13 protein-coding genes are annotated in these 15,716 nt (G+C 63.5%); 7 read left to right on the top strand and 6 right to left on the bottom strand.

From position 1 onward, the window contains the following. Positions 1-144 precede the first annotated feature (144 nt). The 3 genes from preA to hydA form a co-directional block, all read right to left on the bottom strand. Positions 145-1,419 carry an NAD-dependent dihydropyrimidine dehydrogenase subunit PreA gene (gene preA / locus ACSSVC_RS16945; RefSeq protein ID WP_404939515.1) on the bottom strand — a complete coding sequence of 425 codons (1,275 nt, stop codon included), beginning with the start codon at positions 1,417-1,419 and terminating at the stop codon, positions 145-147. Then, entirely contained in the window at positions 1,420-2,787 is a 1,368-nt protein-coding gene (locus ACSSVC_RS16950; RefSeq protein WP_492611036.1) for an NAD(P)-dependent oxidoreductase, read from the bottom strand. A gap of 176 nt (positions 2,788-2,963) precedes the next feature. Continuing rightward, entirely contained in the window at positions 2,964-4,403 is a 1,440-nt protein-coding gene (gene hydA / locus ACSSVC_RS16955) for a dihydropyrimidinase (RefSeq protein WP_404939519.1), read from the bottom strand. A 622-nt stretch (positions 4,404-5,025) separates the two neighbouring features. On the opposite strand from hydA, the gene ACSSVC_RS16960 reads away from it, so the two are divergent. From ACSSVC_RS16960 to msrA, 7 genes are all read left to right on the top strand, one after another. Next, positions 5,026-6,513 (top strand): NCS1 family nucleobase:cation symporter-1, encoded by a 1,488-nt coding sequence (locus ACSSVC_RS16960; RefSeq protein ID WP_346632595.1) that lies wholly within the window; start codon positions 5,026-5,028, stop codon positions 6,511-6,513. Positions 6,514-6,738: 225 nt separating this feature from the next. Further along, a complete protein-coding gene (locus tag ACSSVC_RS16965) occupies positions 6,739-8,016 on the top strand; it encodes a Zn-dependent hydrolase (RefSeq protein WP_404939523.1) in 1,278 nt (425 codons plus the stop codon). 142 nt (positions 8,017-8,158) lie between these two features. Then, positions 8,159-8,713 carry a hypothetical protein gene (locus ACSSVC_RS16970; protein ID WP_377707678.1) on the top strand — a complete coding sequence of 185 codons (555 nt, stop codon included), beginning with the start codon at positions 8,159-8,161 and terminating at the stop codon, positions 8,711-8,713. Between the two features lie 109 nt (positions 8,714-8,822). Continuing rightward, entirely contained in the window at positions 8,823-9,791 is a 969-nt protein-coding gene (locus ACSSVC_RS16975; protein WP_446440083.1) for an aliphatic sulfonate ABC transporter substrate-binding protein, read from the top strand. 116 nt (positions 9,792-9,907) lie between these two features. After that, positions 9,908-11,983, top strand: a complete 2,076-nt coding sequence (locus tag ACSSVC_RS16980; RefSeq protein ID WP_492611037.1) for an ATP-binding cassette domain-containing protein — start codon at positions 9,908-9,910, stop codon at positions 11,981-11,983. After that, positions 11,980-13,035 carry an ABC transporter substrate-binding protein gene (locus tag ACSSVC_RS16985; protein ID WP_492611038.1) on the top strand — a complete coding sequence of 352 codons (1,056 nt, stop codon included), beginning with the start codon at positions 11,980-11,982 and terminating at the stop codon, positions 13,033-13,035. The genes ACSSVC_RS16980 and ACSSVC_RS16985 overlap by 4 nt, the downstream gene beginning before the upstream one ends. After that, on the top strand, positions 13,032-13,496 hold the full coding sequence (gene msrA, locus ACSSVC_RS16990) for a peptide-methionine (S)-S-oxide reductase MsrA (protein WP_492611039.1): 465 nt from the start codon (positions 13,032-13,034) through the stop codon (positions 13,494-13,496). The genes ACSSVC_RS16985 and msrA overlap by 4 nt, the downstream gene beginning before the upstream one ends. 84 nt (positions 13,497-13,580) lie before the next feature. Here msrA and ACSSVC_RS16995 read toward each other — a convergent pair whose 3' ends face one another. The 3 genes from ACSSVC_RS16995 to ACSSVC_RS17005 all read right to left on the bottom strand — a co-directional run bounded on the left by ACSSVC_RS16995 (position 13,581) and on the right by ACSSVC_RS17005 (position 15,713). Then, positions 13,581-13,853: a hypothetical protein gene (locus ACSSVC_RS16995; RefSeq protein ID WP_350024001.1), complete on the bottom strand. Its 273-nt coding sequence runs from the start codon at positions 13,851-13,853 to the stop codon at positions 13,581-13,583. Positions 13,854-15,082: 1,229 nt separating this feature from the next. Next, on the bottom strand, positions 15,083-15,490 hold the full coding sequence (locus ACSSVC_RS17000) for a type II toxin-antitoxin system HicB family antitoxin (protein WP_102864418.1): 408 nt from the start codon (positions 15,488-15,490) through the stop codon (positions 15,083-15,085). Positions 15,491-15,533: 43 nt separating this feature from the next. Next, complete coding sequence (locus tag ACSSVC_RS17005) at positions 15,534-15,713, bottom strand: type II toxin-antitoxin system HicA family toxin (protein ID WP_092315415.1); 180 nt, start codon at positions 15,711-15,713, stop codon at positions 15,534-15,536. Between the last annotated feature and the right edge of the window lie 3 nt (positions 15,714-15,716).

Genomic DNA, 15,716 nt, shown 5'->3' on the forward strand with positions numbered 1-15,716 from the left:
TGCCAGCGAAGAGGCCCGCAAGATCGCCTTCGCCGGCAAGCCGGCTCCTACAGAACCTCCCGCGATCTCTCTGCCAGCCGTAGGAGCTGGCTTGCCAGCGAAGGGGTCCGCAAGACCACCTTCGCCGGCAAGAGCAGGCCTCTCTCAAACAGCTTCGCGGTAGGGATTGCGCGGGTCGTGCAGCCAGTCGAGGAACGGCTTGCCGGTTTCCTGGGGCACCATCTCGATGCAGTCCTGCACCGGGCAGGTGATCTGGCACAGGTTGCAGCCCACGCATTCGTCGTCGATCACTTCATATACATGGGTGCCGTCGGCTTGCCGGAGGCTGGCAATCGCCTGGTGCGAGGTGTCTTCGCAGGCGATATGGCAGCGGCCACAACCGATGCACGCCTCCTGGTCGATCTTGGCGATCACCTGATAGTTGATGTCCAGGTACTTCCAGTCGGTGGTGTTGCCCACCGCGCGCCCGGAGAAGTCTTGCAGGCTGTGGTAGCCCTGGCTGTCCATCCACCGCGACAGGCCGTCTTTCATCTCGTCGACGATGCGAAAGCCATGCAGCATCGCCGCCGTACACACTTGCACCGCGCCGCAGCCCAGGGCGACGAACTCCGCGGCATCGCGCCAGTTGCCGATGCCGCCAATGCCGCAGATCGGCAGGCCGCGGGTCTGCGGGTCACGAGCAATCTCGGCCACCATGTTCAGGGCGATCGGCTTGACCGCCGAGCCGCAGTAACCGCCGTGGGTGCTCTGGCTGCCCACCATCGGGTGAGCCACCATGCGCTCCAGGTCGACGCTAGTGATGGAGTTGATGGTGTTGATCAGCGACACCGCGTCCGCCCCGCCACGATGGGCAGCGCGGGCGGCCATGCGGATGTCGGTGATGTTCGGCGTCAGCTTGACGATCACCGGCAGCGAGCAATAGGTCTTGCACCAGCGAGTCACCTGCTCCACGTACTCCGGCACCTGGCCCACCGCCGCGCCCATGCCCCGTTCCGGCATGCCGTGGGGGCAGCCGAAGTTCAGTTCGATGCCGTCGCAGCCGGTGGCTTCCACCAGGGGCAGGATGGCTTTCCAGGATTCCTCGACGCAGGGCACCATCAGCGAGACGATCAGCGCCCGATCCGGCCAGTCCTTCTTCACCTGGGTGATTTCCCTGAGGTTGATCTCCAGGGAGCGATCGGTGATCAGCTCGATGTTGTTGATGCCCATGACCTCGCGGTTGGGCCCGAAGTGCGCCGAGTAGCGCGACGAGACGTTGACCGCCGCCGGGTCCTCGCCGAGGGTTTTCCAGACCACGCCACCCCAGCCGGCCTCGAACGCACGGACCACGTTGTAGGCCTTGTCGGTGGGCGGCGCGGAGGCCAGCCAGAACGGGTTGGGGGCTTTGATACCGGCGAAGACAATCGACAGATCGGCCATTTATGCAGCCTCCACATTGAGCATGAGTTGGGCATGCATGGCTTCTGCGGCCAGCTTGCCGTGTTGCACCGCCTGCACGGTCAGGTCCTGGCCGAGGCTGACGCAGTCGCCACCGGCGTAGACTCCGGGGATGCTGGTGCGCAGTTGTTCGTCGACCTGGATACGTTCCCCGCAGCGCTGCAGTTCCCGAGCCAGTGGATCGGCCAGGGCGCCGCCGTCGAACGACTGGCCGATGGCCTTGAAGATGGCATCGGCGGCCAGCTCGAAGGTTTCGCCGGTGTTCTGCAAACGTCCCTCCAGCATTCGGGTGCGAGCGAAGCGCATACCGCGTACCCGGCCCCGGTCATCCAGCAGCACTTCTTGCGGTGCGGCCCAGGTCAGCAGGCGCACCTGATTGGCCTTGGCGATGTCCTGCTCGTGCCCGGTGGCACCCATGTCCTCGACGCTCCGGCGGTACACCAGATTGACGTCGCGGGCGCCGAGGCGGGCCATTTGCACCGCCATGTCGATGGCGGTGTTGCCGGCCCCGAGAACGATGCAGCGGTCCGCCAGGGGCAATTGGCTGAGGTCGTCGGCCTGGCGCAGTTCGCGGATGTAGTCGGTGGCGGCCAGCATTCCGGGGGCCTCTTCATGCTCCAGCCCCAGCTGCTTGCTGGCGGCCAGCCCGAGGCCGAGGAACAGCGCATCGAACTCCTGATGCAGTTGGGTCAGGCTCAGGTTGTCGCCGAGCTTGTGCCCGTGGCGGATCTCGATGCCACCAATGGCCAGCAGGAACTCCAGCTCCCGCTGAGCGAAGTCATCCACCAGCTTGTACTTGGCGATTCCGTATTCGTTGAGGCCACCGGCCTTTTCCCGGGCTTCGAAAATCACCACCTCATGGCCGTGCAGGGCGCTGCGGTGGGCGCAGGACAAACCGGCCGGGCCGGCGCCGACCACGGCAATGCGCTTGCCGGTGGGGGCGGCACGCTGGAACGGGTGTTCAGTGAAATGGGCATTGTCCAGGGCATAGCGTTGCAGCAGGCCGATCAGCACTGGCGCGCACTCCTGGGCGTTGTTGCGCACGCAGGCCTGCTGGCAGAGGATCTCGGTGGGGCAGACCCGGGCGCAACTGCCGCCGAGGATGTTGGCCGAGAGAATCTTCTGCGCCGCGCCCTGGACGTTGTCGGTGTGGATATTGCGGATGAACGAAGGAATGTCGATCTCGCTGGGGCAGGCGTTGACGCAGGGCGCGTCGTAGCAGTACAGGCAGCGCGAAGCTTCAAGATGGGCCTGGCGGGCGTTGAGCGGTGGCGCCAGATCGCTGAAATGGCCGGCCAGGGTGGCGCCGTCCAGGGTCGGGTGGGGCAAGTGGTTCAAGGTCTTGATCACGGTATTGGCCTCACGGTTTTTTTAGCGGCTACCTCTGACGGGCATGTTTTCCAACTCCACGTAGGAGCCGGCTTGCCGGCGAAGAGGGCCTTGGGCCTGGTGGTGCCCTTGAGGACGCCTTCGCTGGCAAGCCAGCTCCTACACAAGCCAGCTCCTGCGATGGAGGAGGAGTGGGGTCAGCGTTTGACGGCGCTCGGCTTGTTCCGCTCGGCGCGCTTGCTCAAGAGGTCGAACACCGCCGGGTAGGCCGGGCGTTCGATGTAGCGCCCGGCGCCGCGTTCGGCCCGCAGGTCGCCGTCGGCCCACACCAGCTTGCCCTGGCTGATGGTGTGGCTGGGCACGCCGCGCACGGTCTTGCCTTCGAAGATGTTGAAGTCCACCTGCTGGTGGTGGGTCTTGGCGGAGATGGTGCGGCTGCCTTGTGGGTCCCAGAGCACCAGGTCGGCATCGGCGCCGACGCGGATCGCGCCCTTGCGCGGGTAGAGGTTGAAGATCTTCGCGGTGTTGGTGGAGGTCAGGGCGACGAACGCCTGCATCGACAGGCGTCCGCTATTGACCCCTTCATCCCAGAGCACCGCCATGCGGTCTTCGATACCGGCGGTGCCGTTGGGGATCTTGCTGAAGTCGTCGCGGCCGGCGGCTTTCTGTTCGGCGCAGAAGCAGCAGTGGTCGGTGGCGGTGGTGTGCAGGTTGCCCGATTGCAGGCCACGCCACAGTGCTTCCTGATGGCCGCGAGGGCGGAAGGGCGGGCTCATCACGTAGCCGGCGGCGGTCTGCCAGTCCGGGTCGCGGTAGACGCTGTCGTCCAGCAGCAGGTGCCCGGCCAGGACCTCGCCATACACCGGTTGGCCCTTACCCCGGGCGTAGCTGATTTCGTCCAGGGCTTCCTGGGTCGACACGTGCACCAGGTACAGCGGTGTGCCCAGGGTTTCGGCGATGCGGATCGCCCGGCTGGCGGCTTCGCCTTCCACTTGCGAAGGCCGCGACAGCGGGTGGGCTTCGGGGCCGGTGATGCCCTGGGCCAACAGCTTGCGTTGCAGGTGATACACCAGCTCGCCGTTTTCCGCATGCACCGTGGGCACCGCGCCCAGTTCCAGGCAGCGCTCAAAGCTCGCCACCAGGGTGTCGTCGGCGGCCATGATGGCGTTCTTGTAGGCCATGAAATGCTTGAAGCTGTTGATGCCGTGGTGCTGCACCAGCTCGGCCATTTCCTCGCGCACCTGCTCGCTCCACCAGGTGATGGCGACGTGGAAACCGTAGTCACTGGCGGATTTTTCCGCCCAGCCGCGCCACTGGTGGAAGGCTTCCAGCAACGACTGCTGGGGGTTGGGAATCACGAAGTCGATGATTGAGGTGGTGCCCCCCGCCAGACCCGCCGCCGTGCCGCTGAAAAAGTCTTCGCTGGCCACGGTGCCCATGAAGGGCAGTTGCATGTGGGTATGGGGGTCGATGCCGCCGGGCATCAAGTATTGGCCGCTGCCATCGAGTACTTCACAACCGGCGGGAATATCCAGGTTGTTGCCGATGGCGCGAATCACACCCGCTGCGCAGAGTACATCGGCCTTATAACTTTCATCATGGGTAATAACGGTGGCGCCACGGATCAACAGAGACATTCCGAGTTCCTCGCAGGCATGACCGACTTGTGCCGGTTCTAACTTTTTTATTGAACGCGCTGACAACTTAAACAATCCTGTCAGCGGTGACAGGATTAGAAGCTAGTCGCACTTCAAAGAAACAGCAAGAATATTTTTTATAAGCTTATACAAAGGATAACTTATTGAAATATAACGATTAAAAATATAAATTCGCAAAATGGTGCAGCGCCTCACCATTTTGACGCACTTGACAGGATCGAAAAATAGTCGAGATTTCCTATGTCAAATCAGCTGCTTGAGGAGGCGCTGCGAAGACCAATAGATAACCAGGAAAATAACCGTGCACTGCTTTGGGTCCTGACCGAATGGACAACTTGCCAAACACCCGGCCTGAGTGAATTGGCAACTAACCGAGGACTTCAAAGTTAATTGAATAAAACTGAGTGGCATCAGTTGTTTACATGGATTTCGCACACTGTGCAGTAGCGAGTTCGGCAGTTGTTGGCATCTTTATTGAGTGCCGCCGCAGATCGCTGGCCAGGAGGGCGGAAGTCGTAAGTTCTCCGGCCATCGTCCGGCGCGCTGTTCCTGGGTGCGCCGGCCTGATGAGCAAAATAATCAGAACAACAGTGGAGCGGCCATGCAACAGATCAGATCCCAGGTGACCGAGCGCGAAGGCTTGTACGAGCTGGACGCCGGCAGCGACGTGCTCGACAGCCCCCGTTACAACCACGACATTGCACCGACCAAGGTCCAGGAACGCACCTGGAACAAATGGCACATCACCGCACTGTGGATCGGCATGTCGATCTGTGTGCCCACCTACACCCTGGGCGGGGTGCTCACCGCCTACTTCGGCCTCAGCGTCGGCGAGGCGCTGCTGGCGATCCTGCTGGCCAATATCGTGGTGCTGATTCCCCTGACCCTCAACGCCTTTGCCGGTACCAAGTACGGCATTCCGTTCCCGGTGCTGTTGCGCTCGTCGTTCGGCATCATCGGCTCCAATGTGCCCTGCCTGGTCCGCGCCCTGGTGGCCTGCGGCTGGTTCGGCATCCAGACGATGTTCGGCGGGCTGGCGATCCACCTGTTCCTGGGCTCGATCTTCGAGGGCTGGAAGGCCCTGGGCGGCACCGGTGAGGTGATCGGCTTCATGATCTTCTGGACCCTCAACCTGTGGGTAGTGCTGCGCGGCGCCGAGTCGATCAAGTGGCTGGAAACATTGTCCGCGCCGCTGCTGGTGGCGGTGGGCATCGGGCTGCTGGTGTGGGCCTTGCCCAGCGTGTCCCTGAGCGAGTTGCTGGCGATCCCGCCCAAGCGTCCCGAGGGCGCCAGCGTCACCGGTTACTTCATGGCCGGGCTGACGGCGATGGTGGGCTTCTGGGCCACCTTGTCGCTGAACATTCCCGACTTCAGCCGCTACGCGAAAAGCCAGAAGGACCAGATCCTCGGGCAGATCTTCGGCTTGCCGCTGACCATGTTCCTGTTCGCCGCCCTGGGAGTGGTGATGACCGCCGCCTCGGTGAAACTGGTGGGGGTCACCGTCTCCGACCCGGTGAGCCTGATCGGCCATATCCAGAGCCCGGGCTGGGTGGCCCTGGCCATGGCGCTGATCATCATCGCCACCTTGTCCACCAACACCGCAGCCAACATCGTCTCGCCCACCAACGACTTCCAGAACCTGGCGCCGAAGCTGATCGGCCGTACCACGGCGGTGATCCTTACCGGCCTGGTGGGGCTGGTGCTGATGGGCCACGAGTTGCTGAAAAAGCTCGGCCTGCTGATTTCCGACGTCAGCCTGGAGACCGTGTATTCCAACTGGCTGCTGGGCTACTCCAGCCTGCTGGGGCCGATTGCCGGGATCATGGTGGTGGACTACTTCATCATCAGGCAACAGCGCCTGGACCTGGCCGGCCTGTACCGCGACGACGTTTATCCGGCGTGGAACTGGCACGGCTTCATCGCCTTCGGCGTGCCGGTGGCGCTGACCCTGATGTCCCTGGGCAGCAGCGCCTTCAACTGGTTCTACAGCTACGGCTGGTTCACCGGTTCGGCCCTGGGCGGGCTGATCTACTACGGCCTGTGCACTTGGCGCAGCCCCCAGGTGGCGACCGCCAAGACCCCAACATGAACACCCAGCCAGCGCTCACGTGCTCACCACATACGCGCGGTTTTTTGTAGGAGCTGGCTTGCCAGCGAAGGCGTCGGCACGGGCGACGCACATCTTGCGGGCCCCTTCGCCGGCAAGCGGAACACCATCCGGCCTGCTCCTACCTATTGTTGCCAGGCCGTTATCCCGGGAGATTGCGTCATGCATCCCCCGACAAAATCAGAAGAAACGCCTGAGGAGATCACCATGAACGCTGCCGTCGAGGTTCTGCAATCCAGCCATCAGCACATCAACCGCGACCGCCTGTGGCAGTCGCTCATGGAACTGGCCAAGCTCGGCGCCACGGTCAAGGGCGGGGTCTGCCGTCTGGCCCTGACCGACCTCGATCGCCAGGCCCGGGATCTGTTCGTGAAGTGGTGCGAGGAGGCCGGTTGCACCGTCACCGTGGACGGCATCGGCAACATCTTCGCCCGCCGCCCCGGGCGCAATCCGCAGTTGCCACCGGTGATGACCGGCAGCCATATCGACACCCAGCCCACCGGCGGCAAGTTCGACGGCTGCTTTGGTGTGCTGGCCGGGGTGGAAGTGCTGCGCACCCTCAACGACCTCAAGCTGGAAACCGAAGCGCCCCTGGAAGTGGTGGTGTGGACCAACGAAGAAGGTTCGCGCTTCCCGCCGTGCATGATGGGCTCCGGGGTGTTCGCCGAGAAGTTCACCCTGCAAGACACCCTGGCCAAGACCGACGTCGATGGCATCAGCGTCGGCGCGGCCCTGAACGCCATCGGCTACGCCGGCACGCGCCCGGTCAGCGGGCATCCCGTGGGTGCCTACTTCGAGGCGCATATCGAGCAGGGGCCGATTCTTGAAGACGAGCGCAAGACCATCGGCATTGTCCTCGGTGCTCTGGGGCAGAAATGGTTCGACCTCAAGCTGCGGGGTGTCGAAGCCCATGCCGGCCCGACCCCCATGCACCTGCGCAAGGACGCCCTGGTGGGCGCTGCGGCCGTGGTGGCGGCGGTCAACCGCGCCGCACTCGGTCACCAGCCTCACGCCTGCGGCACCGTCGGCTGCCTGCAAGCCTACCCGGGTTCGCGCAACGTGATTCCGGGAGAGGTGCGCATGACCCTGGACTTCCGCCACCTGGAGCCGGCGCGCCTGGATTCGATGATTGCCGAAGTGCGCCAGGTGATCGACAACACCTGCCAAGAGCACGGCCTGAGCTTCGAACTGACCCCCACCGCGGACTTCCCGCCGCTGTATTTCGACCCCGTCTGTGTCGACGCCGTGCGCGGTGCCGCCCAGGGGCTGGGCCTGTCCCATATGGACATCGTCAGCGGCGCGGGGCACGACGCGATCTTCGTCGCCGAGCTGGGCCCGGCTGGGATGATCTTCGTGCCCTGCGAAGGTGGCATCAGCCACAACGAAATTGAAAACGCCGACCCCGACGACCTGGCCGCCGGCTGCGCCGTGCTGCTGCGCGCCATGCTCGCCGCCTCCCAATCCATCGCCCACCGCCAACCGTAGGAGCCGGCTTGCCGGCGAAAGAGCCCGTAAGATTTGCAGCGATGCTGCCGACGCTTTCGCTGGCAAGCCAGCTCCTGCATGGGGCATCGTCAGGCGCTTGGCTGGCGTACACTGGCGAACTTTTTCGCACGGGATGCCGAATATGCACAGGATGGCGCTTTGTCTGGCCCTGGCTCTGAGCCTGGGTGGCTGTATCGATTACAAATGGGGTCACGATTGGAAGGCTGACCGCCTCGGCGGTTGGCAGGACGCCAGCACCGGCCAGTATGACCAGGGCACCTCGTTCAAGCTGGCCTGCGGGCCCGAACCGCTCTATGTAACGGTGACCTCCGCGCCGTCCCACCACCTGATGTCGCTGCTGTTCATTCCTCTGGTCCCCGCGGCCACCGGCGATGACAACCACCTGGACATCAAGGCCAGCCACCCAAGCCTGACGGCGTGTTCTTCGTCTGCTCAGAATCCCCTGGTGCTGAAGCTGGATAACCAGGTGATCGACAATGTCGAGTACCTGTCCCGTAACCAGGTGGGCTCCTGCCAGATAAGGCTTGACGCTCGCCAGTTGCAGGGCGAACGGGTGTCAATCGAGGTCAATCAGGCTGTGCTGCCTTGCACAGTGGCTCCGCTGACCCTGAAGAAAAACGGCTACTTCTGCCTGCGGCAAACCCAGTTCGGCGGTTCCGCGCCCTGCGGCCGTTAGCAGCGCGTAGATGCACGAACCTAAGCTAATTCCTAAAAAGTATTTATTTTCGATTTGTTAGATCGATTAGCTTTTAGCGACTTTCCTGTCTCCGAGAAGGTCCGCCCCCATGCGCCTGCCCTTTGCTTTGCGTCGTAGCTTGTCGATCACCGCCCTGGCCGGTCTGGCGCTGGGCATGGCCCTCAATGCCCAGGCCGACACCAACCTGCGTATCGGCTACCAGAAATCCTCGACCCTGCTGGCGCTGCTCAAGGCTCAGGGCACCCTGGAAAAACAACTGGCGGGGCAGGGCGTCAACATCACCTGGCACGAATTCACCAGTGGCCTGCCGCTGGCGGAATCGCTGAACGTGGGCAACGTCGACATCAGCGCCGATGTCGCCGACACGGTGCCGGTCTTCGCCCAGGCGGCCGGGGCCAAGCTGACCTATTTCGCCACGGAAACCCCATCGCCTGCGGCCCAGTCCATCGTCATCCCCAAGGATTCGCCGCTCAAATCCCTGGCTGACCTCAAGGGCAAGCGCGTTGCCGTGACCAAGGCCGCCGGCAGCCATTACCTGCTGATCGCCGCCTTGCGCCAAGCCGGGCTGAGCTTTGCCGATATCCAGCCGGTGTACCTGACCCCGGCCGACGGTCGCGCGGCTCTGGAAACCGCCAAGGTCGATGCCTGGGTCACCTGGGAACCCTTCGTTGCCAGCGCCGAACGCCAGCAGGGCGCGCGGGTGTTGCATGACGGCCAGGGGCTGGCCAGTTATCGCCGTTACTACCTGGCTTCCAACGATTACGCCAAGGCCCATCCCGAGGTGCTGCAGCAAGTGTTCGCCGAGTTGCAGAAGACCGGCGCCTGGGTCAAGGCGCACCCGGCCGAGGCGGCAAAACTGCTGGGCCCGCTGTGGGGCAACCTGGACGTGCCGACCGTGGAACTGGCCAACAGCCGCCGCACCTACCAGGTGGAAGTGGTGAAGCCGGAAGCCTTGGGCGAGCAGCAGAAAATCGCCGATGCCTTCTATCAGGAAAAACTCCTGCCCAAGCCGGTGGATGCCCGGGCCGTGCAGTTGTGGAGCCCCAAATCGTTGTAAGTGACCGTTAGATCGCTTTCGCCTGTAGGAGCCCCGGCTTGCCGGCGAACAGGTCCCCCCCTTTTTTCTTGTTCACCGCCGGCTACGCCATCCCGCGTCCGGCGTCAGGAGTTCCCGTGTCTGCCGTTCAACCCCAAGAGGCCTTTGCCGTCCCAGCCTGGTCCAGCCCGCTCGCGGAAAATCCCGAGGTGGTGCTGGAGTTGCGCAACCTGACCAAGCACTACGCCCGCCGCCGTGGCCCGTCCGCTCCGCCTGCGGTACAGCAGGTCAGCCTCCAGGTACGCCGTGGCGAGGTGCTGTGCCTGATGGGTACCTCCGGCAGCGGCAAGTCCACCTTGCTGCGGCATATCAACCGGTTGATCGAGCCCAGCAGCGGCGAAGTGCTGATCGACGGTTCGGCCATCAGCCAGCTTTCGACCAAGGAACTGCGCACCCTGCGTTCGCGGCGCATCGGCATGGTGTTCCAGCACTTCGGCCTGCTGCCCCATCGCAGCGTGCGCGACAACGTCGCCTTGCCCCTGGAGCTGCGCGGCGAGCCTGAAGCCCTGCGCCATGCCGCAGCCGACGTGCAGTTGCACGCCATGGGCCTGGAAGGATGGGGCGATCACTACCCTCATGAGCTGTCCGGCGGCATGCAGCAGCGGGTCGGCCTGGCCCGGGCCCTGGTCAGCGAGCCGGACATCCTGCTGATGGACGAACCCTTCAGCGCCCTGGACCCGACTATTCGCCGCGACCTGCAAAGCCACTTTCTGCGGGTGGTGCGCGAGCGCGGCATCACCACCTTGCTGGTGACCCACGACCCGGCCGAAGCCCTGCGCCTGGCGGACCGCATTGCCGTATTGCGCCACGGCCAGCTGATTCAACTGGGCACGCCCGAGGAACTGCTGGAACAGCCAGCGGATGCCGAAGTCGCGGATTTCTTCCAGGAGCACGGCGCCCGCAGCGGCACGCCCGTGGTGGCCGCGATTGCGCCGAGCAAAGCTGTGGCTGCACCGGCTCCGGTCAGCCCCGGATTGTCCTTTGCCCAGGCCCTGCTGTTGGGGCCGGCGGCCCTGGCCGCCAGCGGTCGCGGTAGCCTGTACTGGCTGGGCTTTGCCCTGGAACTGGGCGCTGCTGCAGCCTTGGGTCAGGGGCTGGCCACGGCCAGTTTCGCCTGGGCCGCCTTGGCGATCATCGGCTTGCTGTTCAGCCGTCTGTTGAGCCTGACCCTGGCCCGCCGTCCCAGCCGCCTGGGCCGTTCCGACTGGCGCTTGCCGTGGTTGGTGTTGCTGCTGTCCCAGGCCCTGGTGTTGTGGCGGGTACTGGCCGTCGATGCCTCTGGCCCCTGGCTGCAATTTCCCGCCGACCGCCAAGTGCTGCTGGGCACCGCGGCGGCCATCGACCAGTTGATCGGCTGGTCCCAGGTCACCTTTGAAAGCACCTTCGTCAGCGTGATAGTCGCCGTGCGCACGGTGATCGAAAGCATCGAAAACCTGCTGGGCTGGCTGCCCTGGCCAGTGCCGGCCCTGGCCCTGGTCCTGCTGGCCTGGCGCAGCGCCGGCGCCGCCCTGGCCCTGACCAGCGCCGCCGCCTTGCTCTACATCGGTCTGTTCGGCTTCTGGGAGCGGACCATCGCCACCCTGGCCCTGGTGGGCTCCTCGGTGCTGATCTCGCTGCTGATCGGCGTGCCCGCCGGCATCCTTCTGGCCAAGCGCGCTCTGGCCCGGCGTCTGATCACCCCGCTGCTGGACGTGATGCAGACCCTGCCGACCTTCGTGTACCTGATCCCGGCAGTGGCGTTCTTCTCGGTGGGCAAGACCCCGGCGGTGATCGCCACGGTGATCTTCGCCCTGGCGCCGATGATCCGCCTCACTGCCCTGGGGATTCAGGAAGTGCCCAAGACCGCTGTCGAAGCAGCCCTGGCCCACGGCGCCACGCCGTGGCAGATCCTGACCAAGGTCGAACTGCCCCTGGCCGCCGGCTCACTGCTGCTGGGGATCAACCAGACCCTGGTGATGAGCCTGTCGATGGTGGTGGTGGCGGCGCTGATCGGCGCCGGTGGCCTGGGCTACGACGTGATGACCGCGCTGCGCAACATCAAGGGCGGCGAGGGCATGTTGGCCGGCGCCGCGATCGTGTTCTGCGCGCTGATTCCCGATCGAATCATTCAAGCGACCCTGCGCCAGCGGGATCGCACTTTGCATCAATCATGAGGTGTCCCTTGAACAAGTCGTTTACCCGTACCCTTGGCGCCGCCGCGCTGCTGTTGGGTTTGTCCCTGCCGGTGCTGGCCAAGGACAAGATCGTCATTGGCGAACAGAACTGGACCGGCGCCATCGCCATCCAGAACATCCTCGGCGAAGTGATCAAAAGCCGCCTCGACGGCGACGTTTCCTACCTGGCCGGTGACGTGCCGGTGCTGTTCGCCGCCGCTGCCAAGGGCGACGGTTCGGTGGACGTACTGACCGACATCTGGCTGCCCAACCAGTCCGCCGCCTGGGCCAAATACGTCACCGGCGGCACCCGTTCCCTGGTGCCCAACAAGCAGCCGTACCTGGGGGTGCAGGGCTTCTACATTCCCGGCTACCTGCAAGACAAATACGGGGTGAAATCGGTCTACGACCTGCAAAAGCCTGAAGTGGCGAAACTCTTCGAACCCCTGGGCGGCGGCAAGGCGCAACTGCTGGTGGGTCCGGCGGGCTGGGAGTCGACCTACATCGGCGAGATCAAGGCCAAGGATTTTGGCTTTGCCGACAAATTCGAGTCTGTGTCCACCGAAGCCTCGGTGACCTACGCCAAACTCGCCGCGGCCTACAAGGCCCAGCGCGGCGTGGTGTTCTACGCCTACACCCCGGACTGGATCTTCTCCGCCTTCGACCTGCGCCGCCTGGATGAACCGGCGTTCGACGGCTACGCCCAGGACAACAAGAAGGGCGACCCGCTGTACAAGGCGGACGGTTGCTGGAAATTCATCAGCCCGACGGTGGATGCCGATTGGCTGAGCAAGAGCAAGATCACCTGCGCCTACCCGGATGCACGGGTCCATGTCCTGGCCTCCAGCGCCTTGCAAAAACGCGCACCACGGATCGCCGCGTTCCTGGAGAACTTCAGCATCGAACCCCAGGCTTTGAATGACCTGATCCTCAAGATCGAAAAGGAACAGCAACCGGCGGCGCAGGCGGCCAAGGAATGGGTCGCGGCGCATCCGCAGATCGTTGATGGCTGGCTGGGTGCCAGCGGTGAGAAAGTGGGAGTGGCGCAATGAGCGGGGCGCCGGTGAATAGCCTCGAACAGGCGACCTTCGGCGCTGGCTGCTTCTGGGGCGCGGAAGCCGCGTTCCGGGCGCTGCCGGGGGTAGTGGATTCCCGTGTGGGCTACGCCGTGGAAGCGGGTGACGAGGCGTTGCAGATTGAAGTGGTGCAGGTGGATTTCGACCCGCAGGTGCTGGCGTATTCGACCCTGATCGAACACTTCTGGGGCCTGCACGATCCGACGTCGGTGGACCGCCAGGGCGAACATGGCGGGGTGAAATATCGCTCGGCGATTTTCCACACCAACGCCGTGCAGGCCGAACAGGCGAGGGCGGCCAAGGTGGCGCTGCAAGACTCTGGCCGCCTCAACAAACCCGTGGCCACGGTGATCGTGCCCCTGGGCCGCTTCGACCTGGCGGATGAAGCGCACCAGCGTTACCTGGAGAAGAATGGCTTGAGCAGTTGCCACATCTGATCGTTTGCAGGTGCGCCGGCTTTTGTAGGCGCTGGCTTGCCAGCGAAGAGGCCCGTAAGACCGCCTTCGCCGGCAAGCCGGCTCCTACACAACCCTCCACTGAATCACTTCCAACACCGCGCAGCCTTCTCGTGTCAGCAGATGCACGCCACGGGTGATGCGGGTCAGGTCGCAATCGCTGATGTCTTTCAGTTTCAGGGTGGACAGGCTGTCCATCAGGTCGCGGACCACGGTGAAACGGTGGGCGGCGCTGCTGGCCAGGTCGCTCAAGGGGGCGTCGGTATCGAGGTAGAACACCGGGTGTTCGGTGTCGTGGGTGTCGATGGGGGTGAAGCGGGGGAGGTGATGGTCAGTCATAGGTACGGCTCCTGCTTATAGAGCAATCGTCTTTTTGCCGACCGTGAGGATTGGGGCAGTGATGCGCGAGCAGGCTGGCCGGGGATAGGGCAACAGCACACCTTGAGGTGTCCCGCGCACCACCGTCATAACCTTTGATCGCAGGGACAAAAGCGACTGCGAGGATGTTTGAAAGTGGATGCGTTCCTATATTCGACCGGCCAAGGTCGCTCGCGGATTTTGCCGCGTGGGCGAACTATAGGGGGGATGCCAGAGCGGTGCAATTGGGCATTGAAGGTGATGTTTGAGTGGTTGTGTCGACTGTTGGTGGCTGGTTTTGATGGAGTACATATCCATTGCTGCGGGTGTTGCGGCTGGCGGTTTCGCCCTTACGGCGAGTCACTTTGGAAAAGCCCCAAAGTAACCAAAGGGCTCCTGCCCCCGCATCCGGCGCCTCGCCTAGGCTCGGCGTTCCCTCGCTCCGGCATTGCTCCGGGGGCACGCCGCCACAGGCCATCCATGGCCTGATGGCGGCTAGCTCGGCATCCATGCCGAGCTGCCCCCTGCGCAATGCCTACGCTCGGCCTCCTGAAGGGGCAGGAAGATCAAAAGCAAAAGCAAAAGCAAGATCAAAAGCCCAAGCGCGTTGTACGCGCTTCCGTAGGAGCCGGCTTGCCGGCGAAGAGGCCCGCAAGACATGCGTCGCCCTGGCGGACGCCTTCGCTGGCAAGCCAGCTCCTACAGGGGGGCGGTGCACACCGATCAATCTCCAGGCCGGCCGGCAGGCCGCCGTCAGATTTTGCCTTTGCTTTTGATCTTGCTTTTGATCTTCCTGCCCCTTTAGACACGATGGCCGAACGCAGGCATTGATCCGTGGGTAACCCGGCAGGACGCCGGGTTAGCCGCACTGGGCCAGGGATGGCCCATTGCGGCGGCCCACGGATCAATGCCGGAGTGAGGGCATGCCGAGCCTAGGCGAGGCACCGAGTGGAGGGGCAGAAGCCCTTTGCTTACTTTGGGGCTTTTCCAAAGTGAGTCGCCGTAAGGGCGAAACCCTAAGCGGCCGTAACCGCAGCAAAGGATATGTACCCAGAACTCGCGGTAAGAGCGAATCACTTTGGCAAAGCCGGAATGCCGGTCCAGCCCAGAATAACCAAAAGGCTCCTGCCCCAGCATCCGGCGCCTCGCTCCGGTCTCCTGACGGGAGAGCAAAGCCAAAGCCTGAACCCTCACCCTTTCAATCAAAACCCTCAAACGCCCTGCAAGACCCTCAACGCGGCCTGAGCCAAAAAGCCCGATCGGCTTTTCTGTTCCGGATGATGTTTCACATATTCATCAATTCGATTCAGCAAATAGCCCGGCAGCGTGATGTTGAGTTTTTCCGCCTTGCCCATGTAGCGAGTGATGTCGATATCAATCACGGCCCAAGTGCAGCCTTGATACTGGGGATTGGCGGCGTGGAGGGTCACTGTGCGCGCGGTGGGAATGGCTGCTCCTTCTTCGGCCAGTAATTCCAGGTGGCCTTCGATGGCTTCGCGGGCCATGGCCATGGCGTCGTCGAGGTCGTCACCGGCGGAGAAGCAGCCAGGAATATCGGGTACTTCCACACCCCAGGCGTGTTGGTCGTCACCGGGGAGAATGGCAATGGGATAGAGCATGGACTGATCCTCCTTCGGACCTGGGAGCGTCGAGCCTGGGTGGTTAGAGCCGGGCTTGTTTCAATATGCTGCTTACCGTTTTGGCCAGTAGATCTTTTTTGGGATGGGGAATGGTGACCAGGCCTGGCTTGGTTGGGTGTTTGAAGTGGTGGTGACTGCCCTTGACCCTGACCAGATACCAACCATCTGCTTCGATCTGGGCGATGAGTTGCCTGCTGTTCACATC

The sequence above is a fragment of the Pseudomonas sp. E1BtOHC1 genome, from assembly GCF_058744285.1.